General features: G+C 74.3%; 21 protein-coding genes. 12 read left to right on the forward strand and 9 right to left on the reverse strand.

Going from position 1 to position 21,500, the window contains the following annotated elements; genetic code table 11:
• Position 1: 1 nt before the first annotated feature.
• Together AC0VX0_RS07830 and tpx are read right to left on the reverse strand one after the other, a co-directional pair.
• Complete coding sequence (locus tag AC0VX0_RS07830) at positions 2-1,183, reverse strand: S1C family serine protease (RefSeq protein ID WP_036316452.1); 1,182 nt, start codon at positions 1,181-1,183, stop codon at positions 2-4.
• Positions 1,184-1,185: 2 nt separating this feature from the next.
• A complete protein-coding gene (tpx, locus tag AC0VX0_RS07835) occupies positions 1,186-1,686 on the reverse strand; it encodes a thiol peroxidase (RefSeq protein WP_036316450.1) in 501 nt (166 codons plus the stop codon).
• Positions 1,687-1,767: 81 nt separating this feature from the next.
• Here tpx and AC0VX0_RS07840 point away from each other — a divergent pair, with 81 nt between their 5' ends.
• Positions 1,768-2,670 (forward strand): patatin-like phospholipase family protein, encoded by a 903-nt coding sequence (locus AC0VX0_RS07840; protein ID WP_475451489.1) that lies wholly within the window; start codon positions 1,768-1,770, stop codon positions 2,668-2,670.
• A gap of 24 nt (positions 2,671-2,694) precedes the next feature.
• Here the strand turns inward: AC0VX0_RS07840 and AC0VX0_RS07845 are convergent, their stop codons facing one another.
• Positions 2,695-3,234 carry a PACE efflux transporter gene (locus tag AC0VX0_RS07845; RefSeq protein WP_036316449.1) on the reverse strand — a complete coding sequence of 180 codons (540 nt, stop codon included), beginning with the start codon at positions 3,232-3,234 and terminating at the stop codon, positions 2,695-2,697.
• Positions 3,235-3,363: 129 nt separating this feature from the next.
• Here AC0VX0_RS07845 and AC0VX0_RS07850 point away from each other — a divergent pair, with 129 nt between their 5' ends.
• Together AC0VX0_RS07850 and AC0VX0_RS07855 are read left to right on the forward strand one after the other, a co-directional pair.
• On the forward strand, positions 3,364-3,882 hold the full coding sequence (locus AC0VX0_RS07850; RefSeq protein WP_036316448.1) for a ferritin: 519 nt from the start codon (positions 3,364-3,366) through the stop codon (positions 3,880-3,882).
• A gap of 145 nt (positions 3,883-4,027) precedes the next feature.
• Positions 4,028-4,978 carry a DUF808 domain-containing protein gene (locus tag AC0VX0_RS07855; protein ID WP_036316447.1) on the forward strand — a complete coding sequence of 317 codons (951 nt, stop codon included), beginning with the start codon at positions 4,028-4,030 and terminating at the stop codon, positions 4,976-4,978.
• Between the two features lie 126 nt (positions 4,979-5,104).
• Here the strand turns inward: AC0VX0_RS07855 and AC0VX0_RS07860 are convergent, their stop codons facing one another.
• Positions 5,105-5,941 carry an alpha/beta fold hydrolase gene (locus AC0VX0_RS07860; RefSeq protein WP_036316446.1) on the reverse strand — a complete coding sequence of 279 codons (837 nt, stop codon included), beginning with the start codon at positions 5,939-5,941 and terminating at the stop codon, positions 5,105-5,107.
• Between the two features lie 128 nt (positions 5,942-6,069).
• On the opposite strand from AC0VX0_RS07860, the gene AC0VX0_RS07865 reads away from it, so the two are divergent.
• The 5 genes from AC0VX0_RS07865 to AC0VX0_RS07885 all read left to right on the forward strand — a co-directional run bounded on the left by AC0VX0_RS07865 (position 6,070) and on the right by AC0VX0_RS07885 (position 11,078).
• Positions 6,070-6,804, forward strand: coding sequence for an NUDIX hydrolase (locus AC0VX0_RS07865; RefSeq protein ID WP_036316445.1), 735 nt, complete (start codon positions 6,070-6,072; stop codon positions 6,802-6,804).
• A 28-nt stretch (positions 6,805-6,832) separates the two neighbouring features.
• A complete protein-coding gene (nadA, locus tag AC0VX0_RS07870) occupies positions 6,833-8,161 on the forward strand; it encodes a quinolinate synthase NadA (RefSeq protein WP_036316443.1) in 1,329 nt (442 codons plus the stop codon).
• Positions 8,158-9,078 (forward strand): carboxylating nicotinate-nucleotide diphosphorylase, encoded by a 921-nt coding sequence (gene nadC / locus AC0VX0_RS07875; RefSeq protein ID WP_475451493.1) that lies wholly within the window; start codon positions 8,158-8,160, stop codon positions 9,076-9,078. Before nadA ends, nadC begins: the two co-directional genes overlap by 4 nt.
• Positions 9,075-10,247: a cysteine desulfurase family protein gene (locus AC0VX0_RS07880; RefSeq protein WP_136940143.1), complete on the forward strand. Its 1,173-nt coding sequence runs from the start codon at positions 9,075-9,077 to the stop codon at positions 10,245-10,247. The genes nadC and AC0VX0_RS07880 overlap by 4 nt, the downstream gene beginning before the upstream one ends.
• Positions 10,248-10,607: 360 nt before the next feature.
• Positions 10,608-11,078, forward strand: coding sequence for an alkaline phosphatase D family protein (locus AC0VX0_RS07885; protein ID WP_241253971.1), 471 nt, complete (start codon positions 10,608-10,610; stop codon positions 11,076-11,078).
• 12 nt (positions 11,079-11,090) lie between these two features.
• On the opposite strand, the gene AC0VX0_RS07890 is transcribed toward AC0VX0_RS07885, so the two are convergent.
• From AC0VX0_RS07890 to AC0VX0_RS07905, 4 genes are read right to left on the reverse strand one after another with little or no spacing between them, the layout of a single operon-like run.
• Positions 11,091-12,098, reverse strand: a complete 1,008-nt coding sequence (locus AC0VX0_RS07890; RefSeq protein WP_060973550.1) for a glycine betaine ABC transporter substrate-binding protein — start codon at positions 12,096-12,098, stop codon at positions 11,091-11,093.
• On the reverse strand, positions 12,095-12,847 hold the full coding sequence (locus AC0VX0_RS07895; protein ID WP_036382910.1) for an ABC transporter permease: 753 nt from the start codon (positions 12,845-12,847) through the stop codon (positions 12,095-12,097). Before AC0VX0_RS07895 ends, AC0VX0_RS07890 begins: the two co-directional genes overlap by 4 nt.
• The gene (locus AC0VX0_RS07900) at positions 12,844-13,851 is read right to left on the reverse strand and encodes an ABC transporter ATP-binding protein (RefSeq protein WP_070709188.1); all 1,008 of its coding nucleotides are present in this window, start codon (positions 13,849-13,851) and stop codon (positions 12,844-12,846) included. The genes AC0VX0_RS07895 and AC0VX0_RS07900 overlap by 4 nt, the downstream gene beginning before the upstream one ends.
• Positions 13,848-14,489, reverse strand: a complete 642-nt coding sequence (locus AC0VX0_RS07905; protein ID WP_002855197.1) for an ABC transporter permease — start codon at positions 14,487-14,489, stop codon at positions 13,848-13,850. The genes AC0VX0_RS07900 and AC0VX0_RS07905 overlap by 4 nt, the downstream gene beginning before the upstream one ends.
• Positions 14,490-14,717: 228 nt before the next feature.
• Between AC0VX0_RS07905 and AC0VX0_RS07910 the strand changes: the two genes are divergently transcribed.
• Positions 14,718-16,019 (forward strand): dicarboxylate/amino acid:cation symporter, encoded by a 1,302-nt coding sequence (locus AC0VX0_RS07910; RefSeq protein WP_221844987.1) that lies wholly within the window; start codon positions 14,718-14,720, stop codon positions 16,017-16,019.
• Positions 16,020-16,092: 73 nt separating this feature from the next.
• Here AC0VX0_RS07910 and AC0VX0_RS07915 read toward each other — a convergent pair whose 3' ends face one another.
• The gene (locus AC0VX0_RS07915) at positions 16,093-17,574 is read right to left on the reverse strand and encodes a sugar porter family MFS transporter (protein WP_221844986.1); all 1,482 of its coding nucleotides are present in this window, start codon (positions 17,572-17,574) and stop codon (positions 16,093-16,095) included.
• 138 nt (positions 17,575-17,712) lie between these two features.
• On the opposite strand from AC0VX0_RS07915, the gene AC0VX0_RS07920 reads away from it, so the two are divergent.
• The 3 genes from AC0VX0_RS07920 (at position 17,713) to arfB (ending at position 21,475) form a co-directional block, all read left to right on the forward strand.
• Positions 17,713-19,449, forward strand: a complete 1,737-nt coding sequence (locus AC0VX0_RS07920; RefSeq protein ID WP_221844985.1) for a bifunctional 3'-5' exonuclease/DNA polymerase — start codon at positions 17,713-17,715, stop codon at positions 19,447-19,449.
• Positions 19,450-19,581: 132 nt separating this feature from the next.
• Positions 19,582-21,027, forward strand: coding sequence for an MFS transporter (locus AC0VX0_RS07925; RefSeq protein WP_063190258.1), 1,446 nt, complete (start codon positions 19,582-19,584; stop codon positions 21,025-21,027).
• Positions 21,020-21,475 (forward strand): alternative ribosome rescue aminoacyl-tRNA hydrolase ArfB, encoded by a 456-nt coding sequence (gene arfB / locus AC0VX0_RS07930; RefSeq protein WP_036338705.1) that lies wholly within the window; start codon positions 21,020-21,022, stop codon positions 21,473-21,475. Before AC0VX0_RS07925 ends, arfB begins: the two co-directional genes overlap by 8 nt.
• Positions 21,476-21,500: the final 25 nt, after the last annotated feature.

Consider the following 21,500-nt stretch of genomic DNA (forward strand, 5'->3'; position numbering starts at 1 on the left):
GTCAGTTCACGAGGGCCGGCTGCAGGACCGCCTCGGCCTCGCGCACCTCGCCGCTGGCGGTGCGCCACTGGACGGTGATCCGGTCCCCCACGTTGTGGTCGTTGACCAGGCGGGACATCCGGAAGGCGTCGTCGCCGACGGGCCGCCCCTCGATCTCGAGGATCACATCGCCCTCGACCAGGCCGATCTGCTCGGCCGCCGAGCCCGCGTCCACCTGCATGACCACGACGCCGACGTCGGGATCCGCGCCGACCATGATGCCCAGGGCGCCGTCCGCGCCGATGCTCACGGTGTCCGTCTCCTCACCCGAGAGGACCTGGTCCACCACGTCGAAGGCCACGTCCAGCGGGATCGCGAAGCCGTCCACCTCCTCTGCGGTGGTCCCATCGCTGGCCGCCACGGTCACGCCGACCACCTGGCCGGCGTCGTCCACCACCGGGCCGCCGGAGTAGCCGGGCACGACGTCCGCGTCCGTCTGGATCAGGCCGGACAGGCGCGCGTACTGATCGGTGCCCTCGGCCGCGGCCATGATCGAGCGGTCCGTGCCGAGCACGGTGCCGCGCACGGCCGTCAGGTGGCCCTGGCCCCCGCCGTTGCCGACGGCGGCCACCGTCTCCCCGCGACGCACAGGGTCCAGCGAGACGCTGGCCACCGGCAGGTCTGAGACGCCTTCGACGTCGAGCACCGCGATGTCGTGCTCGGCATCGCGCCCGAGCACCGTGGCCGTGTGCCGCGCGCCGGTGTCCGCGACCACCACGTGCACCTCCGAGGAGTCCTCGACCACGTGGTAGTTGGTCACCGCCAGTCCGTCCGGGGAGAGCACCATGCCCGTCCCCGTGCCGGTGCGGGCGCCGAGGGCGGTCTCCACGAGGAGGATGCCCGGGGCGTCCGCGACCGGCTGGCCCGGATCCAGGGACGATCCGTCGTGGGCCGACGCGGACCAGTCCACCGCCACGCCGTCGTGGACGTGCGTCAGGCCCGCCGCGAGCTCGCCCGCCTCCCGGGCGGGGGCCTCGGCGGCGGGCACGGTCGGGGCGGAGTCCGCGGCGACGTCGACCATCCGGCCGGCGAGGAGCGCGGTGAGGCCCCCGGCCAGGACCAGCGCGCCGAGCACGCCGAACAGCGCGATGACGAACGCCAGGGGCGCGCGTCGTGCGCGCGGCGGCCAGCCCGGCGGCGTCACGCTCAGCCCCGGGCGGCCGCCAGGGCGGCCTCGTAGTCCGGCTCCTCGGAGATCTCGGGGACGAGCTGGGCGTGACGGACCACGCCGTCGGCATCGACCACGACGACGGCGCGGGCCAGCAGGCCCTCGAGCGGACCGTCGGTCATGCGCACGCCGTAGTCGTCGCCGAAGGACGAGCGGAACACGGAGCCGCTGCGGACGTGGTCGATGCCCTCGACCGAGCAGAAGCGTGCGGCGGCGAACGGCAGGTCCGCGGACACGGCCACGACGGTGGTGTCCTCGAGGTCCGCGACGCGGGAGTCGAACTCGCGGACGGAGGCGGCGCACACGCCCGTGTCCAGGGACGGGAAGATGTTCAGGATCACGCGGCGGCCGCGCAGCTCCCGCAGGGTCACCGGGGACAGGTCCGCCCCGGTGAGGGTGAAGTCGGGGGCGGGGGCACCCACCGGGGGCAGCTCACCGACGGTGTGGACGGGGGTGCTCTTCATGTGGGTCGTCGCCATGGGGACAGCCTAGGATGGGCGCGGCCGGACGGGAGCACTCCGCGCCCGGCTCGGCGGACGGCGAACACGGAGGTACCGACCATGACCGAGCCCATGACGTCCAACGTCACCGACACGGCGCTGCTGTTCGAGGGCGGGGGGATGCGCGCCGCGCTCACCTCGGCCGTGGTGGCGGAGCTGCTGCGCGAGCGGATCCACGTGGACTTCGTGGCCGGCATCTCGGCGGGCTCGTCCAACGCCGTGAACTACCTGTCCCGCGACCCGGCCCGCGCGCGGCGCTCGTTCGTGGACTTCGCCGACGATCCTCGGTTCGGCAACTGGCTGAGCTTCGTGCGCGGCAAGGGCCTGTTCAACGCCGAGTACATCTACGAGCACGCCGGCCTGCCCGAGGCGGACCTGCCCTACGACTTCGCCACGTTCCGCGCGAACCCCGCCCGGCTCGTGCTGGGCGGGTTCGACGCCGCGAGCGGCGAGACCCGCTGGTGGGACCGCTCCGACATGACCACCCTGACCAATCTGATGGTCCGCGTCCGCGCGTCGTCCACGATGCCGGTCCTCATGCCCCCGGTGCACGCCGAGGGCAGCGTGTTCGTGGACGGCGCCCTCGGCGTGGACGGCGGGATCCCGCTGACCGCGGCGGAGGACGCGGGGTTCGAGAAGGTCCTCGTGGTCCTGACCCGGGAGCGCGGGTACGTGAAGCGGCCCGAGCGGTTCCCCTCGTTCTACCAGCGCACCTTCCGGCGCTACCCCGCCGTCGCGGACGCCCTGCTCACGCGCTGGCGCCGGTACAACGCGACCCGCGAGCGCCTGTTCGAGATGGAGCGGCAGGGACGGGCCTATCTGTTCGTGCCCGCGACCATGCCCATCTCCAACGGCGAGCGGTCCGTGGCCAAGCTGGCCGCCGCCCACGAGCTCGGCCTGGACCAGGTGCGCCGCGAGATGCCGGCGATCCGCGCGTTCCTGGGGCTGCCGGCGTCCCGCTGAGCCGCGCCTGCTCCGAGCGGTGGGTCAGGCCTCGGCGCGGGCGGCCGAGTCCGGCAGGCCGAACACCGAGTCGAACGCGTAGGCGTACACCGCGGCGTAGACGAGGAAGAACACGAGCAGGCCGGCCTCGATGAGGAACGCCTCCCCCAGCCCGATGCCGAGGATCAGCGCCACCGCGGGCACGAGGAACACGATCAGCCCGCCCTCGAAGCCGACGGCGTGGGCCACGCGCACCCACCAGGGTCGGCCCGTGATCCCGAGGCGGCGTTCGAGGGTCTCGAACACCGAGTTGAACACGATGTTCCACAGCAGGGCCACGGTCGAGGACACCACCGCCACGGCGAGCGAGGGCCCGCCGCCGTTGCCGAGCGCCGCCAGGATCCCGGTGGTGAAGAGGATGGCGAGCAGCTCGAAGACCACCGCGTAGACCACGCGGCGCAGCAGGGGCGTCTGGAACACGCGGCGGCGGACGAGCGCGTCCCGGCCTCCCGGGCCACGCGGCACGTCGGAGGGCGGCGCCGACGCGGGGTCGACGCCCGGGCGGGCGCGGTGGGTCTCGGACACGGCGCCCAGCCTAGGGCCGGGTCCGCGGGGCGCCGAATCCGGCGGAGCCCGCCGCCCGCCGTCGTCGCGCCTCGATGACGGGGCGGCGCGCCTTCACCGCGCCCCGGCCGCCTGCCTAGAGTTCGAGTCATGAAGCTCACCGAAGACCTGCTGCAGAAGTTCGACGACCAGATCACCCTCGAGTTCGAGGCGTCCATGGTCTACCGCCAGCTCGCGATCGCCGCCGACGACCTGGACCTGTCGGGGATGGCCGCGTGGCTGCGGCACCAGGCGGACGAGGAGATCGTCCACGCGAACAAGTTCATCGACCACGTCGCCGACCGGGACAGCGTCCCGACGATCGGCGCCATCCCGGCCCCGCCCGTGCAGGCCGGCATCTCGGCCCTGGAGATCTTCCGGGCCGCGCTCGCGCACGAGCAGAAGGTCTCCGAGGCGATCCGCGAGCTGTACCGGGCCACCGAGTCCGCGGGCGACCTCAACTCACGCCCGCTGCTGAACTGGTTCCTGGACGAGCAGATCGAGGAGGAGGCCACCGTCTCCGAGATCGTGGGCCAGCTCGAGCTCGTCGGCGACGACGGCTCGGGCCTGCTCCGCATCGACGGCCGCCTGGGCTCCCGTCCCGTGGAGACCACCGAGAACGACGCCTGAGCCCACCGGCGGCCTCGTCGGCCGCGCACGCACCGGCCCGGTCCCCCACGGGGCCGGGCCGGTGCGTGTCCGTCCTCGCCGCTATGCTCGACCTGCGCCCTGCCCGCGCACCGGCGCGCCCGTCGGCCCCACCCCAGGAGGAACCATGGTCGGACTCGTAGCCCTGCTCGACGACGTCGCCGCCCTCGCCCGCCTCGCCGCCGCGAGCGTGGACGACGTGGCCGCCGGAGCGGGACGCGCTGCAGCCAAGGCGGCGGGTGTGGTGGTCGACGACGCCGCGGTGACCCCGCAGTACATGGCCGGCGCGGCCGCGGCCCGCGAGCTGCCGATGATCTGGCGGATCACCAAGGGCTCCCTGCGCAACAAGCTCGTGTTCATCCTGCCCGCGCTGTTGCTGCTCGACTGGCTCGCCCCCTGGATCCTGCCGTGGCTGCTGCTGGCCGGCGGCACCTACCTGTCCTATGAGGGCGCGCACAAGGTATGGGGCAAGCTCGCCGGCCACGGGCATGCCGACGACGCGGAGCCCGCCGTCGAGCGGGGCCCGGAGGCCGAGGACACCGTGGTGCGCGGGGCCATCACCACGGACTTCATCCTCTCCCTGGAGATCATGGTCATCTCCATGAACGAGGTGACCGACCTGGGCTTCTGGATGCAGGCGGCGGTCCTGGCGGTGGTGGCCGTCCTCATCACCGTATGCGTGTACGGGGCGGTGGGGCTGATCGTGAAGATGGACGACGTCGGCCTGCACCTGCACCAGAACGCCTCGACCTCCGGCGGCCGCTCGTTCGGCGCCGGGCTGGTCAAGGCCATGCCGCACGTGCTGCGCGTGGTGACCGTCATCGGCACCGTGGCGATGCTCTGGGTGGGCGGCCACATCGCCCTCGTGGAGCTGGACGCGCTGGGCGTGCCGTGGCCCTACTACGCCGTGCAGCACGGGATCGTCGAGCCCGTCACGCACGCCGCCGGCGCGTTCCTCGGCTGGCTCACGGAGACCGCGACGTCGGCCGTGTGGGGCCTGCTCTGGGGCTCGGTCGCGCTCGGGGTGGTCCTGCTCGTCGGACGCCTGCGCGGGAAGAAGGCCGCGCCCGCCCACTGATGCGGCGGCTGACGGGTCCGCCACCACCCGCGCCCGACGCTGAGGCCCGCAGACGCGCCGCTACGCACGGAACGTGGCGGCGCGTCTGCGGGCCTCGGCGCTGTCTCCGTCTCCCGACGGGCCCCGTCAGTCGGCGGTGAGGAAGGTGCGCACCGCGGAGACGAAGGCCTCGGGCTGGTCGGCGTGCAGCCAGTGGCCGGCGTCACGGACGGTCACGCGCACGACGCGCGGGAACAGCTCCTTCATCCGCGGCACGTCCTCATCCTGGACGTAGTCCGACTCGGCGCCGGCCAGCCACAGGACCGGATGGTCGAACACGCGCTCCGGATCCTCGGGGACCACCGGGTCCGGGAACGAGCCGATCTCCCGCAGGTGCTCGAAGAGCATGGCCACGTTGGGCTGCCACGCGAAGTGGCCGGCCGTGCGCCGCAGGTTCTGCAACAGGAAGCCGCGCACCCGCGCGTCGTGGACGTGCTCGGCCATGGCCGCGTCGGCCTCGGCCCGCGAGTCGTACGCGTCCAGGTCCATGCGCAGCATGGTGCCCAGCAGGTGCACGAACTCGTCCGTGGCCTGCGGCGAGACCCGCGGGGAGATGTCCTCCACGATCAGCCGGTCCACGAGGTCCGGGTGCCGCAGGGCGAGCACCATCGCGACCTTGCCCCCCATCGAGTGGCCCAGCAGATGGACCGGCCCGTCGGCGGCGAGGCCGGCGCGCAGGTGGGCGGCCACCCGGTCCGCGATCTCGCGGTAGTCCACCCGGTCCGTCCAGGGCGAGGCGCCGTGGTCCGGCAGATCGATCAGCTCCACCGTGAAGTCGTCGCCCAGCTCCTTGGCCGGGCCGGTGAAGTTCCGGCCCCGGCCCAGGAGGCCGTGCAGGAACGCGACGCGGCGCGGGCCCTCCCCGATGCGGGTGGAGGCCAGGGGGGCGTCGGACGGGTCGGAGGCGGCGGCGGTCGTGTTCACCCGACTCAGGCTAGCGCGGGACCGCGACGGTGCCTCCCCCGCCTTACAGTCATCTCGACCCTCTGAGATGGGCGCGAACAGTGTCATACTGACCAGAACAGCCCCGCCAGTCCGCCCCGGGAGGTCCCATGCCGGTCGCTGAGGCCCGCGTCAGCGTGGCCGTGTCCACGGCCGTCTTCGGCGTGCGCCCGGACCCGCACGGCGTGCCCCGCCTCTGCGTCGCCCTCGTCCCGCGGATGCGCGAGCCGTTCCTGGACCGGTGGGCGCTGCCGGGCGCGTGGCTCGGCGCGGACGAGGAGCTGGCCGACGTCGCCGCACGCGTGGCCGCCGAGTGCGTGCCCGGTCCCGTCCGTCGCCTCGAGCAGCTGGCGGCGTTCGGCGCCGTGGACCGCTCCCCCACCGGACGCGTCCTCACGGTGGCCCACTGGGCGCTCAGCCCCGCCCTGGACGACGACGGCGCCGCCCCAGCGTCCAGCCCGGACCCGGACGTGGCCGGGCTGCCCATCGGGGTCCATGTGCGCTGGCACCGGGCCGACGCGCCGCCCGCGCTGGCGTTCGACCACGCGCAGATCCTGGCGGCGGCCGTGGCGCGCCTGCGCGCGGACCTGCCGCGAGCCGGCGTCGGGCACGCGCTGCTGGGGCCCTCCTTCACCCTCGCCGAGCTGCGCGCCGTGCACGAGGCCGTCCTCGGCCGCGGCCTCGACGCCGCCAACTTCCGCCGCGCCACCCTCGCCGCCGGGGCCCTCGAGGAGACCGGCGAGGTCCGCGGCGGCACCCCGCACCGCCCGCCCAAGCTCTACCGCTACCGGCCCGCCGGGCCCGGGACCGACCCCGATCCCGCCGGGCCGGATGCCCGCCGCTGACCCACCAGCCCCGACCCAGGAGTCACCCATGACCACCCCGACCGGGACCACCGCCTCGGTGGCCCGCACCCTGACCCTGATCGACAAGGACGCCGCGCGCGGCTCCTCGTGCTCCCCCGACCTGACCCGCGGCCCCTGGGCGTTCGACGCCGGCCTGCCCGCCTACGGCCCCGGCGCATCGCAGGACGACGCCGTCCCGGCCGACGCCCCCGTGCAGGGCCGCATCCCCGAGGAGTACCAGCGGGCCTCGGACGAGGAGCTCCACGCCCGGATCAGCGCGGCGCGGCAGACGCTCGGCGAACGCGTCGTCGTGCTGGGCCACTTCTACCAGCGCGACGAGGTCGTCCAGCACGCCGACTTCGTGGGCGACTCCTTCCAGCTCGCGCGGGCCTCCCAGGGCCGGCCCGAGGCGGAGGCGATCGTGTTCTGCGGCGTGCACTTCATGGCGGAGACCGCGGACCTTCTCTCCACCCCGGACCAAGCCGTCATCCTGCCCAACCTCGCCGCCGGCTGCTCCATGGCGGACATGGCCGACCTGGACTCGGTCGAGGACGCGTGGGAGCAGCTCGAGGCGGTCTACGGCACCGAGCCGGACGACGACGGGCGCGTGCCCCTGCTGCCCGTGACCTACATGAACTCCTCCGCGGCCCTCAAGGGCTTCGTCGGCGAGCGCGGCGGCATCGTGTGCACGTCCTCCAACGCCTCGGCCGTGCTGGACTGGGCGTTCGAGCGTGCCCAGCGCGTCCTGTTCTTCCCGGACCAGCACCTGGGCCGGAACACGGGCCGCGCCAGGGGGATCCCACTCGAGCAGATGCCGACGTGGAATCCCCGCCTGCCGCTGGGCGGGAACTCCGAGGACGCCCTGCGGGACGCGAAGGTCCTGCTGTGGCACGGCTTCTGCTCGGTGCACCGCCGCTTCACTGTGGCGCAGATCGAGCAGGCCCGCGCCGAGCACCCGGACGTCCAGGTGATCGTGCACCCCGAGTGCCCCCTGCCCGTGGTGGAGGCCGCGGACTCCTCCGGGTCCACGGACTTCATCGTCAAGGCCATCCAGGCGGCGCCGGCCGGCTCGACCTTCGCGATCGGCACCGAGATCAACCTCGTGCAGCGCCTGGCCGCCCAGCACCCCGAGCACACGATCTTCTGCCTCGACCCCGTGATCTGCCCGTGCTCCACGATGTACCGCATCCACCCCGGCTACCTCGCGTGGGTGCTCGAGGAGCTCGTGGCCGGCCGCGTGGTCAACCGGATCACCGTGCCCGCGTCCGTGGCCGACCCGGCCCGCACCGCGCTCGAGCGAATGCTGGCCGTCGCGCCGAAGCAGTCGGCCGCGCAGTCCGCCGGGGCTGGGACGTGACCCCGGCCGACCGCGCCCCGACGACACCGGCCCCGCGGCCGGACGTGGAGCGGATCGTGGCCGCAGCGCTCGCCGAGGACGCGCCCTGGGGTGACGTCTCCTCGGAGGCCTTCGTCCCGGAGCAGGCCCGGATCACCGCGCGCGTGGTGGCCCGCGAGGCCGGGGTGCTCTCCGGCACGAACGCCCTCGAGGCCGCCTTCCGGCTCGTCGACCCGGCCGTGTCCGTCACCCTGCACCTGGCCGACGGCGCCGACCTGTCCCCCGGCGCCGTCGTCGCCGAGGTCGCGGGCCCCGCCCGCTCGGTGCTGCGCGCCGAGCGCGTGGCGCTGAACCTCGTCCAGCGCCTGTCCGGGATCGCCACGACGACGGCCGCCCACGTGGCCGCCGCGCGCGCCGGCGGCGGGCACGCGCGGGTGGTGGACACCCGCAAGACCACCCCGGGTCTGCGCGTGCTCGAACGGCAGGCGGTGCGGGACGGAGGCGGGCACAACCACCGCTTCAGCCTCTCGGATGCCGTGATGCTCAAGGACAACCACCTGGCCGCGCTGGGGTTCGGCGGTGCCGGCGACCCGGGCGAGGCCCTCACCGCGGCCCTGCGCGCCGGGATGGCCCGCCTGCCGCACACCACCCACGTGGAGGTGGAGGTCGACCGGCTCGAGCAGATCCCGGCGGTGCTCGCCGCCGGGGTCGACACGATCATGCTGGACAACTTCTCGCCGGCCGAGCTGCGGGCCGGCGTCGAGCTCGTGGCGGGCCGCGCCGTCGTCGAGGCCTCCGGCGGGGTGAGCCTCGAGACGATCGGGGCGATCGCGGCCACGGGCGTGGACGTGATCTCGGTGGGAGCACTGACCCATACCGTCCGGTCCCTGGACCTGGGCCTGGACGCCGTGGTCGAGGAGGGCTCGCCGCGCCGATGAGCACCACCCTCGACCTGGACCACGCGGCCACCGCGCCCGTCCGGCGCAGCGCGCTGGAGGCGATGTGGCCCGCGCTCACCGGCGTCTACGGCAACCCGTCCTCGGCGCACGAGGCCGGCCGGGCGGCGGCGGCCCTGCTCGAGGACGCCCGCGCGCGGGTGGCCCGCCTGATCGGCGCCCGGGCCGGGCAGGTCGTGTTCACCTCGGGCGGCACGGAGGCCGACGCGCTCGCCGTGCTCGGCACGGTGCGCGCCCGGATCCTCGCCGGCCGCCCGGCGGGCCACGTGCTGACCACGGGGATCGAGCACAGCGCGGTGCGGCAGTCCTGTGACCAGCTGGCCCGGCTGCACGGCGTCGAGGTCGAGCACCTCGCGCTGGACCGGGACGGCCTGACCTCGGCGGACGACCTCGCCGCCCGCCTGCGCCCGGACACCGCGCTGGTCAGCGTGCACCTGGCCCACAACGAGGTGGGCACGGTGCAGCCGGTGGCCGAGCTGGCCGCCGTCGCCCGGGAGGCGGGCGTGCCGGTGCACGTGGACGCGGTGCAGGCCGCGGGGCAGATCCCGGTGGACGTGCGCGCCCTCGGGGCGGATCTGGTGGCGCTGTCCGGGCACAAGGTGGGCGGGTCCAAGGGGGTCGGCGCGCTGTGGGTGCGCCCGGGTCACGCCCTGGAACCGCTCGTGCCCGGTGGCGGCCAGGAGCGGGGCCGGCGGTCCGGGACGCAGAACGTGGCCGGCGCGGCCGGGTTCGCGGCCGCCTTCGAGGAGGCCGAGGCGGAGCGCGCCGCGGCCGCGGACGCGTGGGCCGGGCTGCGGGACCGGTTCGCGGCGCGCGTGCTCGACGGCGTCCGGGAGCTCGTGCCCGACGCGCGGCTGACCGGCCATCCCGCCCGACGGCTGCCACGCCACGCCTCGTTCGTGCTGCCCGGCGTGAACGGCGAGTCGGTGCTGGAGGAGGCGGCCCGCCGGGGCGTGCTGGCCTCGGCGGGGTCCGCGTGCTCGGCCCACGACGCCGAGCCGTCCCCGGCCCTGCTCGCGCTGGGCCTCAGCGAGGACGAGGCCCGCACGGCCCTGCGCTGCACGTTCGGCCCGGACGCCGACGCCCCGCTGCTCGAGGCCGCGGCGGACGCGATCGTCGACGCCGTCCGGACGGTCGCCGCCCTGCGCTGAGCGGCCCCGGGCCGGTCGACCCCGCTGCCGCCGGGGCCGGCGTCGGACGTTCACCCGGGGGTCAGCCCGAGGCCACACACCCGGGGGCCTGGCCGAGTCCGGCCGTTCGCGCCTGCACGCCACGCTGCGCGCGGTCGACGAGGACGGGCTGGTGCTGCGCGGCCGCTTCGCTCGCGGGCTGACCCTGCGCTCCGGCTGGGTCGACGGGGCCGCCGAGCACACCGCGAAGATCCTCGCGGACACGCTGCCCTCCGGCGCCCGCTTCGAGGTGACGTACGCGTTCGAGGACGAGACCGGCCGCCTGGGCGAGTCGGCCGTGGCCCGCTTCACGACGGCGCCCGGCGAGCGTGGCAGGAGTACATGCCGATCGCCGACTCCACGGCCCTGCACCGCGGCTCCGGCCTCGCGCCCACCCGCATCCACCGCAGGATCCCCCGCGGCGCGACGCTCGACGTGTTCGCCCTGGACATGCGCACCCACAAGGGCGAGAACACCCAGCGTCTCGAGACCCACGAGACCCCGATCCTGGGCGAGGAACAGCTGCAGTGGCTCATCCGCGGGCTGCGCGCGGCGTTCACCGACTTCGAGCCGTTCTGGGAGTTCGTGGCCGGCCCCATCAACGCCGGATCGTTCGGCCCGAACACGCTGGACGGCACCTTCGGCCCGCGCCTGGACTTCGAGGCGCACGGGCCGGTCATGGGCTCACCGCGCTCCGGCGAGCACCAGTACTTCGGCCACGTCGAGATCCCCGAGGACGGCCGCGAGTTCCGAGTGCGTCTGATCAACGCCGCCGGCCGGACGGTCTACTCGCGCACGCTGACGGCGGCCTGATTCTGCGGGCCGTCAGTCGGTGATCAGGCCCTCCTCGCGGAGCCAGTCCCACGCGACCTGGGTGGGCTCCTCGCCGTCGACGTCCACCCGCGCGTTCAGGCGCGCGGCCGTCGCGTTGTCCAGGCGCGCGGTCACGGGCGCCAGCAGGTCGGCGATCTCGGGGTGCTGGGCCAGGACCTCCTCGCGCACGATGGGGGCCGCGTTGTACTTCGGGAAGAAGCTCAGCGGGTCCTGCAGGGTCGTCAGGTCCAGCGCGGCGATCCGCCCGTCCGTGGCGTACGCCTCCCCGAAGGTGCACGACCCGTCCGCCACCGCGGCGAACACCGCCCCGATGTCCATCTGGCGCAGCCGGGATCCGGTGGGCCGTTCGATCCCGTAGGACTCGAGCATGGGCAGGAACCCGTCGTTGCGGGCGGCGAACTCGGCGCTCACGCAGAAGGACTGCTCCTCCGCGGGGAGGTCCTTGATGTCCGCGAGCGTCTCCAGGCCGAGCTCCTCCGCCCGGTCCTGGCGCACGGAGAAGGTGTAGGTGTTGTCGAGTTCGGCCGGCGGCAGCCACACCAGGCCCTGCTGCGCGTCCTCGTCCCGGACCGCGGCCCACTGCGCCTGGGCGTCCGGGATCGGATCGGTGTGGCCCAGGTACGTGATCCAGGCCGTCCCCGTGTAGTCCCACTCGACGTCCACGACGCCGGCGACCTGGGCCTGGCGCGCACTGAGCGAACCCGGCATGTTGGTCAGATCCTCGACGTCGGCCCCCGCGGAGCGCAGCAGGATCGCGGTGATCTTGCCGAGCACGACGCCCTCGTTGAAGTTCTTGGAGCCCACCGCCACGTGGGCGCCCTCGAGGTCGATCCCGGCGACGTCGCCGGCGGGCGTGCCCGAGGGCAGGTAGCCGCCGGCGGTGCTCAGCCCGCACCCGGACAGGACCAGGGAGGCCGCCAGGCCGAGCGCGGCGAGCGCGGCACGAGCGGGGGTCCGGCCGCGGCGGCGGGATGGGGTGGTCGCGCGCGGGGTGGTCATGCGAGCCCCCTCGGGGTGGCCAGCGTCTCGACGAGGCGGCCGATCCACTCGATCATCAGGGCGAGGGCGGCCACGAGGATCGCCCCCGAGACGAGCAGCGGGAAACGGAACAGGACGATCCCGGTCTGGATGAGCAGGCCGAGGCCGCCGGCGTCGATGAACGTCGCGAACGCCCCGGTGCCCACCAGCAGCACCAGGGCGGTCCGCAGACCCGCCATGATCACGGGCAGGGCCAGGGGCAGCTCCACCCGGAGCAGGGTCTGCAGCGGCGACATGCCCATGCCGCGGGCCGCCTCGACGACGGTGGGGTCGACGCCCCGCAGCCCGGCCAGCGTGTTGGCCAGCACGGGCAGGAACGCGTAGAGGGACAGGGCCAGGACGGCGACCCGGAAGCCGAACCCCCACGCCATGGCGAGCAGGACGATCACACCGATCACGGGGGCGGCCTGACCGGCGTTGGCCAGCCCCATGGCGACGGGGGTGAACCGCCGGGCGGCGGGGCGGCTCAGCAGCACGCCGAGCGGGACGGCCGTCGCCACGACCAGAACGGTGGACACGCCGACGAGGGCCAGGTGCTCGGCGGTGAGGCGCAGGACGGTGGGCCAGGTCAGCAGCCGGGCCTCGACGTCGTCGAGGGCGGCTCCGCGCACCCAGACGGTCCACCCGATCAGCAGGGCGGCCACCAGCAGCGGCAGGCCGATCAGGAGCAGGCGGTCTTCGGCGGAGGCCGAACGCAGCCGGGCGATCATGGCTGAGCCTGCTCGTCGGCGGCGCGGGCGTGCGCGCGCAGTGTCGGATAGTCGAGCAGACCGATGACCGTGCCATCACGGACCACGGCGATCTCCTCCGTCGGGGCCATGACCAGCGCCGCGAGGGCTTCGCTGATCGGGGTGGCCGCGTCGAGCACGGGCCCGCCCGGCAGCGGGCCCGTCGGGTGGTGTGCGATCGGGCGCAGCGGCAGCGAGTCGACCGACCGCAGCCCCAGCCGCTTGAGCCCCGCCCCCGACCCCACGAGGTCGGCCACGAACTCGGTGGCCGGCCGAGCCAGGACCTCTTCGGGGGTGGCGTACTGGGCCACGTGCGCGCCGGGTTCGAGCACCAGGATCCGGTCGCCCAGGAGCACGGCCTCGTCCACGTCGTGGGTGACCATCACGATGGTCTTGCCCACCCTGGCCTGGATGTCGAGCATCTCCTGCTGCAGGCGCTCGCGGGTGAGGGGGTCCACGGCGCCGAAGGGCTCGTCCATGAGCAGCACGGGAGGATCCGCCGCGAGGCCCCGGGCCACGCCGACGCGCTGCTGCTGTCCGCCGGACAGCTCGCGCGGGAAACGGTCTCGATAGATCGCCGGGTCCAGGCCGACCAGGTCGAGCAGCTCGTCCACGCGGTCGGCGATGCGCCGGCGGTCCCACTTGAGCAGGCGCGGCACCAGGCCGACGTTCTCGGCGACGGACAGGTGGGGCATCATCCCGCCACCCTGCACGACGTAGCCGATCTGACGGCGCAGCCGGGTGGGGTCACGGCGTGTGATGTCCTCCCCGCCGATCAGGATCCGCCCGGAGGTGGGCTCGATGAGGCGGTTGATCATCTTCAGCGAGGTGGTCTTGCCGCAGCCGGACGGACCGACGAACACCACCGTCTCCCCCGCGGGGATGACGAGGTCCAGGGCGTCCACGGCGGGACGGTCCTGCCCCGGATAGAGCTTCGTCAGGGACTCGAGACGGATCTCGGCCCCGGCGTCACGGTCGGTGCTCATGCGCGCAGTCCCTTCGAGATGGTGAGCCGGCCGAGCAGCACGAGCAGCCCGTCCAGGACGAGGGCGACGACGACGATGCCGAGGGTGCCCACGAGGGCGTAGTTCAACGCGTTGGCGCCGCCCAGGGAGACCAGCCCCGTGAAGATGTACGAGCCCAGTCCGGGCCCCAGGACGTAGGCCGCGACCGCGGCCACGCCCATGCCGAGCTGGCCCGCGACCCGGATGCCGGTGAGGATCACGGGCCAGGCCAGCGGGAGACGCACCCGGGTGAACAGCGCCACCGGCCCCATGCCCATCCCCCGGGCGGCCTCCAGCACCTCCGGGTCCACGCCGCGCAGACCCACGAGCGCGTTGCGGAGGATGGGCAGCAGGGCATAGAAGACCACCACCACGACGGCCGGGACGGTCCCGATGCCCACCAGGGGGATCAGGACGCCGATGAGCGCGAAGGAGGGCAGGGTCAGCCCGACGGCCGTGAAGGCGTTCGCGATCGGGGTCAGGGCCTTGATCCGCGTGGCGATCACGGCCAGCGCGATGGCGAGCACGGTGGCGATGGCCAGCGCCTGCAGCACGAGCCACCCGTGCTGCCACGCCCGGAAGAGGATGTCGGGCCAGCGTGAGGCGAGGAACTCGCTCATGCGGCCTCCACGCCGGCAGCGCACCCCTGGGCGGCCCGGGCGTCTGCGGGGCGGGGCAGGACCGTCATCGTCGTCTCCTTCGGTCCGGGTGGGTCGGGCGTGCTCTTGCACGCTCCCCGAGATGGTGGCGCTCCCTGTGTTCTGCGCCACGAAGGGGGTCACCGGCACCGCCAAGGATGGCCTACCGACCGGGCGACGGGCAGGACGGCCTGCGCTAGCGTGTCGGCCATGTCTCGCTCCCACTCCGACGCCCTCGACGCGTCCGGCCCCGACTCCGGGGGCGCCGTCGCCGTGCCCCGCCGCCGCTTCGGCCTGCTGCCCCGCATCCTCGTCGCGATCGTGGCCGGCGTCCTCGTCGGCCTGGTCGCGCCGACCTGGCTCGTGCAGGCCTTCGCCACCTTCAACGGGCTGTTCTCGAACTTCCTGGGTTTCATCGTCCCGGTGCTGATCCTGGCGCTCGTCGCCCCCGCCATCGGCGACATCGGCCGGGGCGCGGGGAAGCTGCTGGCCCTGACCGGCGGCATCGCCTACGGCTCCACCCTGGTCGGCGGCTTCGGCGCCCTGCTGGTCTGCCTGCTCGTCTTCCCGCTGATCCTCACGCCCGGGTCCTTCGAGGGGATGGCCAACCCCGAGGACGCGCTGCTCGGCCCGCTGTTCGAGGTGCAGATGGACCCGCCCTTCGGCGTGATGACGGCCCTGCTGCTCGCGTTCGTGCTCGGCATCGGCCTGACGACGCTGCCGCGCGGCGCCCTGCACGAGAGCTTCGACCAGCTGCGATCGATCATCGAGCGGGTCGTCATGGGCCTGATCGTGCCGCTGCTGCCCGTCTACATCTTCGGCGTGTTCCTGAACATGACCGCCGCCGGCGAGGTCTTCAAGGTCATCACCACGTTCCTCGGCGTGATCCTGCTGGTCTTCGGCCTCACCGTGGTGCTGCTGCTCCTCCAGTACGTCGTCGCGGGCGCGATCGCGGGCCGCAACCCGTTCACGGCACTGAAGACGATGCTGCCGGCCTACGCGACGGCCCTGGGCACCTCGTCCTCGGCGGCGACCATCCCGGTGACCCTGCGCCAGACCCTGCTGCTCGGCGTGCGCCGGCCGATCGCCTCGTTCGTCGTGCCGCTGTGCGCGACGATCCACCTGGCCGGCTCCACCGTGAAGATCGTCTCGTTCTCCATCGCGGTGCTGTTCCTCTCGGGCCAGTCGATCGACGTCCCGGTGTTCGTGGGCTTCATCTTCATGCTGGGCGTCACCATGGTCGCGGCGCCCGGCGTGCCCGGCGGCGCGATCGTGGCGGCCTCGGGCCTGCTGACCTCGATGCTCGGCTTCACCGAGCCGCAGGTCGCGCTCATGGTCGCCACGTACATCGCCATCGACTCCTTCGGCACCGCCACCAACGTGACCGGCGACGCCGCCATCGCGATGATCGTCGACAAGATCGCCGGAGACCGTCTCATCGAGGACTCCGAGGACGAGGGCCTGGAGCGCCTCGACGACGAGGGGGCCGCGACCGGCGCCGACGCCGGCTGACCCGCCCCGCACACACCACGGCCCCCTCCCTGTCTGCAGCTCAGGGAGGGGGCCGTCGTCGGGACGGGCGGTGTCAGCCGCGCAGGTCCCGCTCCGCCTCGGCGCGCACCGCGCGCCGCTGCCCCGGGGAGCGCACGACGACGTCGCTCATCTCCTCGAGCGTCTTGCCCTTGGTCTCGGGGACGAAGGCCGCCACGAAGGCCAGGGACAGCGCCGCCATGACCGCGTACAGGCCGTAGGCGAGGGTCAGGCCGATGTCCGCCAACCACGGGAACGTGGTGGAGACGGTGAAGTTCGCCGCCCACTGCGCGGCGGCGGCCACGGCGAGCGCGCCGGCGCGGATGCGGTTCGGGAACATCTCGCCCAGCAGCACCCAGACCAGCGGACCCCAGGTGGCGCCGAAGAACACCACGAAGGCGTTCGCGGCCACCAGCGCCACGGTGGACCACGGCTGCGGCAGGGACACGGACTCGGCGCCGCCGGTCTGCGCGAAGGAGAAGGCCAGTGCCATCAGGCCGAGGCTGACCGTCATGCCGGCGGAGCCGGCGATCAGCATGGGGCGACGGCCGACGCGGTCCACCAGGGCGATCGCGATGAGGGTGACGGCGATGTTCGTGACCGAGGTGATCACGGTGACCGTGAGGGCGTCCGACTCCCCGAAGCCCACCGAACGCCACAGGGTGGTGGAGTAGTAGAAGATCACGTTGATGCCCACGGCCTGCTGGAAGACCGAGAGCAGGATGCCGATCCACACGATCGGCTGCAGGCCCGCCGCCGGTCCACGCAGGTCCGCCAGCGACTCGCGGCGCTCCGAGTCCAGCGAGCGCCGGATGTCCTCGATCATCAGGTTCACCCGGTCCACACCGGTGAACTCGTGCAGGACCTCGGCCGCCTCGTCCGTGCGGCCGCGGGCGACCAGGTAGCGCGGGGACTCCGGCAGCTTCAGGGCGAACAGGCCGTACAGCACCGCCGGGACGGCCTCGGCCAGGAACATCCAGCGCCAGGCGTCGACGCCGAGCCAGAACGGCTGCGCCGCTCCCCCGGCCATCGTCGCGAAGAGCGCGCCCGTGAGGAGCGCGGCGAAGATGCCGAGGACGATCGCCAGCTGCTGGAGCGAGCCGAGGCGACCGCGCACATGGGCCGGGCTGACCTCCGCGATGTACGCCGGAGCGATCACGGACGCGGCGCCCACGCCCAGGCCGCCGACCATGCGCCAGACGATCAGGTCGACCACGCCGAACGCCAGGCCCGAGCCGATGGCGGAGACCAGGAACAGGATCGCGGCGATCACCATCACGGGCACGCGGCCGCGGCGGTTGGCGATCGGCCCGGCGAACCAGGCGCCGAGCGCGCAGCCGATCAGCGCCGACGAGACGGCGAAGCCCGTCAGACCGGCGCCGAGGCCGAACTCCCCGGCGAGGGCGTCCACGGCACCGTTGATAACGGAGGTGTCGAAGCCGAACAGGAAGCCGCCGAGCGCGGCGGCGACCGAGATGCCGACCACCTTGGCGTTGAGGCGAGACGTCGCGGCGCCGCCGGACCGGGTCGCTGTCATGGTGGGTCCTCTCTGGGTGGCGCCCGACGGCCCGCTGCGCGCCGGTGCGTCCGCACAGTGTGTTCTTCGCTTGGCGAGCGTGCAAGTCGCACAGCCCCTCGCCCCGCGCAGAGGAGGCGGCGGGGCAGAATGAGGGCCATGTTCGTCGTCCTGGGCCCCGCCCCCGCCTCCGTCGGCAGCCCCGGCGCCTGGTGGGCCGTGGACGGGGACGACGCCTCTCCCCTGGGATCCTGCGCCGCCGGGTCCGTGGCCGGGCTCGTGGCCGGTCTGCCCGCCCGCCTGGGCGTGGACCCGAGCACGGTCCGCTGGGTGCTCGCCGACGTCGGGACGGAGTACGCCGCCTGGCTGGTGGCGGGGGTGCGGGTGGATCGGTGCTGGGACCTGGCCCTCGTCCAGCGGATCCTGCGGCACGCGGCAACGGCGCCGGGCAGCGGGGTGCGTTACACGCCCGTGGCGCAGCTCGAGGTCGCCGACCCGACGGAACCCGAGCGCCCGGCGCGGGTGCCCGCCGGTCAGGAGTCCTTCTTCGACCTGCCGGACGAGTCCGGCCCCACCCCGGACGTCACCGTGCTCGCGGCCGAGCTGGCCGCGCAGCGGGCGGCCGTCGAGGGCTCAGCCCACCCCCACCGGCTGCGGCTGCTCGCGGCGGCGGAGTCGCAGGGCGCACTCGTGGCCGCAGAGATCCGGGCGGCGGGTCTGCCGTGGGACCGGGGCGTGCACGAGGCGCTCCTCGCCGAGCAGCTCGGCCCCCGGCCTGCACCGGGCGAGCGTCCGGCCCGCCTGCAGACCCTGGCCGAACGCATCGCCGACGTCCTGGGCTCCCCCGGGCTGAGCCCCGACTCGCAGCCGAGCCTGCTGCGGGCGCTGCAGACGGCGGGCGTGGCCGTGGAGTCCACGCGGCAGTGGGACCTGAAGCACTGGATCGACGCCGGCGGCGCGGAGCGCGAGGCGCGGGCCGCGCTGCTCGCGCCTCTGCTGGAGTACAAGGCCCTGGCCCGGCTGTGGACGGCCAACGGCTGGCACTGGCTGGACCAGTGGATCGGCGACGACGGCCGGTTCCACGCCGCCTACCTGGTCGGCGGCGTGGTGACCGGGCGGTGGGCCGCCCACGGCGGTGGGGCCATGCAGGTCCCGGCCGGGGTGCGCGACGCCGTCCGCGCAGACCCCGGGTGGACGCTGACCGTGGCCGACGCCTCCCAGGTGGAGCCGCGCATCCTCGCCGCGATGGCCGCCGACGAGGCGCTGGCCCGTGCCGGGACCACGCCCGACCTGTACCGGGAGGTGGCGGAGCAGGGCCGGGCGGCCGGCACCGCGCTGGCCGACCGCGGGCGCGCGAAGATCGCCCTGCTGGGTGCGATGTACGGCTCGACGACGGGCGACTCCGCGGCGCTCATGCCGCACCTGCGCCGGCTCTACCCCCGAGCGATCGGCCTGCTCGAGCGGGCGGCCTCCGTCGGCGAGGGAGGCGGCCAGGTGTCCACGTGGCTGGGCCGCTGGTCCCCCGCGCCGGGGCGGAAGTGGCAGGAGTCCGTGTCCGACGTCGGCACCCAGGCCGCCGAGTCCGCGGCCCGGCGACGGCGGCGCTCCCAGGGCCGCTTCACCCGGAACTTCGTGGTGCAGGGCACCGCGGCCGAGTGGGCGCTGTGCTGGATGGGCGAGATCCGCCGTCGACTGCGCTCGGCCGGCATGCGCACGGAACTCGTGTTCTTCGTCCACGACGAGGTCGTCCTGCACGGCCCGGCCACGGAGGCCGAGGCCGTGCGGACGGTCGTGGCGGAGTCCGCGAGCGCCGCCGGCCGCCTGCTGTTCGGCCCCGCCCCCGTGGACTTCCCGCTCACCGTCTCCAGCGTGGGGTCGTACGCGGACGCGAAGTGAGGGGCGGCAGGGCATCGGTCGCGGTCACAGCCTCCGTGCGCCGCACCGGGCCGAGGACCCTCGGACCTGGCACGATGCGGGACGAGGGCCGATCCTGGAGAGCGCCCGAGACACCCTTGTGAAGGAGACCGCATGCCCGTCGCCCCGCGTCCGTCCGACGGCGCCGCGTCCTCGGTCTTCACCCCGCACCAGCAGCGCATCCTCGCGGTGCTCCTCATCCCGATCTTCATGTCCCTGCTGGCCGTGTCCAGCATCAACGTGGCCCTGCCCGCCCTGCAGCGGGGCCTGGACGCCAGCGACGCGGAGCTGCAGTGGGCCATCTCCGGCTACACCCTCGTGTTCGGCATGGTGCTCGTGCCGGCGGGCCGGGCGGGTGACCTCTTCGGCCGCCGCCGGCTGTTCCTGGTGGGCCTCGGCGTGTTCGCGCTCGGTGCGCTCCTGTCCGGCCTGGCGCCCACGGGCGTCCTGCTCGTGCTCGCGCGCCTGGTCATGGGCGTGGGCGCGGGCCTGCTCAACCCGCAGGTCACCGGCTTCATCCAGGGCGAGTTCTCCGGCGCCTCCCGCGCCCGGGCGTTCGGGGCGCTCGGCGCCGTCGTCGGGGTGTCCGTGGCGGTGGGGCCGCTGCTCAGCGGCGGGCTCATCGCGTGGCTCGGCGGCGACCTCGGCTGGCGCGCGACCTTTCTGGTGAACGTGCCCATCGCCCTCGGCGCCCTGATCGTGGCCCGCCAGTGGCTGCCGCGCACCGCCCCCGAGCGGGCGCGGCGTCCGGACCTGGACCCGGTCGGCGTCGTCCTGCTGGCCGGCGCCCTCGTGGCCGTCATGCTCCCGTTCCTGGACCGTGAGCTCGGGCCGTGGCGGTTCGTGCTCGTGCCCGTCGGCATCGGCCTGGCCGCCCTCTGGACACGCTGGGAGGCCCGCTACGCCCGACGGGGCCGCGCCCCGATGGTGGACCTGCGCCTGTTCCAGACCCGCAGCTTCGCGTGCGGCGCCCTGCTGATCGCCATCTACTTCACCGGCTCGACCAGCATGTTCGTGGTGATCGCCATGTTCATGCAGAACGGGCTGGGCTACCCGGCGCTGCACGCCGCACTCATCGGCCTTCCCTCGGCGGTCATGTCGAGCGTGATGTCCACCGTGGCCGGTCGCGTGGTGCTGCGCACGGGCCGGAAGATCGTCGTCCTCGGCATCGCGCTGGCGCTGCTCGCCGTCGTGGGCTCCATCGGGGTGGCGTGGGCCAACCGGGAGTTCGGCCTGAGCCCGTGGTGGCTGCTGCTCACCCTCGCCATCTTGGGTGCCGGGCAGGGGCTGGTGGTCTCCCCCAACCAGACCCTCAGCCTGGCCGAGGTCCCGCCGCGGCACTCCGGCACGGCCGGCGGCGTCCTGCAGACCGGCCAGCGCGTCGGCACGGCCGTCGGCACCGCCGTGATCGTGGGGGTGTTCCTGGGCGTCGCCTCCGGTGCCGACTGGGACGGGGCGTTCATGGCCGCCTTCACCCTGGTGGCGGGGTGCATGGCGCTCGCGCTCCTCGTCGCACTCGCGGACCTGCGCGGACCACGGACGGCGGCGCCCCGTGGCTGAGCCCCGCCCCGGCGACGTGCGCGTCACCCCCGGCCCCGGCGCACCCCGCGGGCTGGTCATCCCCGCGGGCGAACTCGTCGAGCGCTTCTCCCACGCCTCCGGCCCGGGCGGTCAAGGCGTGAACACGGCGGACTCGCGGGTCCAGCTCAGCCTGGACCTGGCGGCCACCTCCGCCCTCGACGACGTCCAGCGCGCCCGCGTCCTCGCACGGCTGGCACCCCGGCTGGCCGGCACGGTGCTCACCGTCAGCGTGGCGGAGCACCGGGCCCAGCGGCGCAACCGGGTGGCCGCCCGCGAGCGGCTCGCGGCGCTGCTGCGCGAGGCCCTGGCCCCGCCGACGCCGCGGCGGGCTACCAAGCCGACGCGCGGCTCTCGGCGGCGCCGCCTGGAGGCCAAACACCGTCGCTCCGAGGTGAAGCGCACGCGCCGCCGCCCCGGCCTCGACTGAGGCCGCTCGCCCGCCGGCCGCGCGG

The sequence above is a fragment of the Micrococcus sp. iso_26 genome (assembly GCF_056172975.1).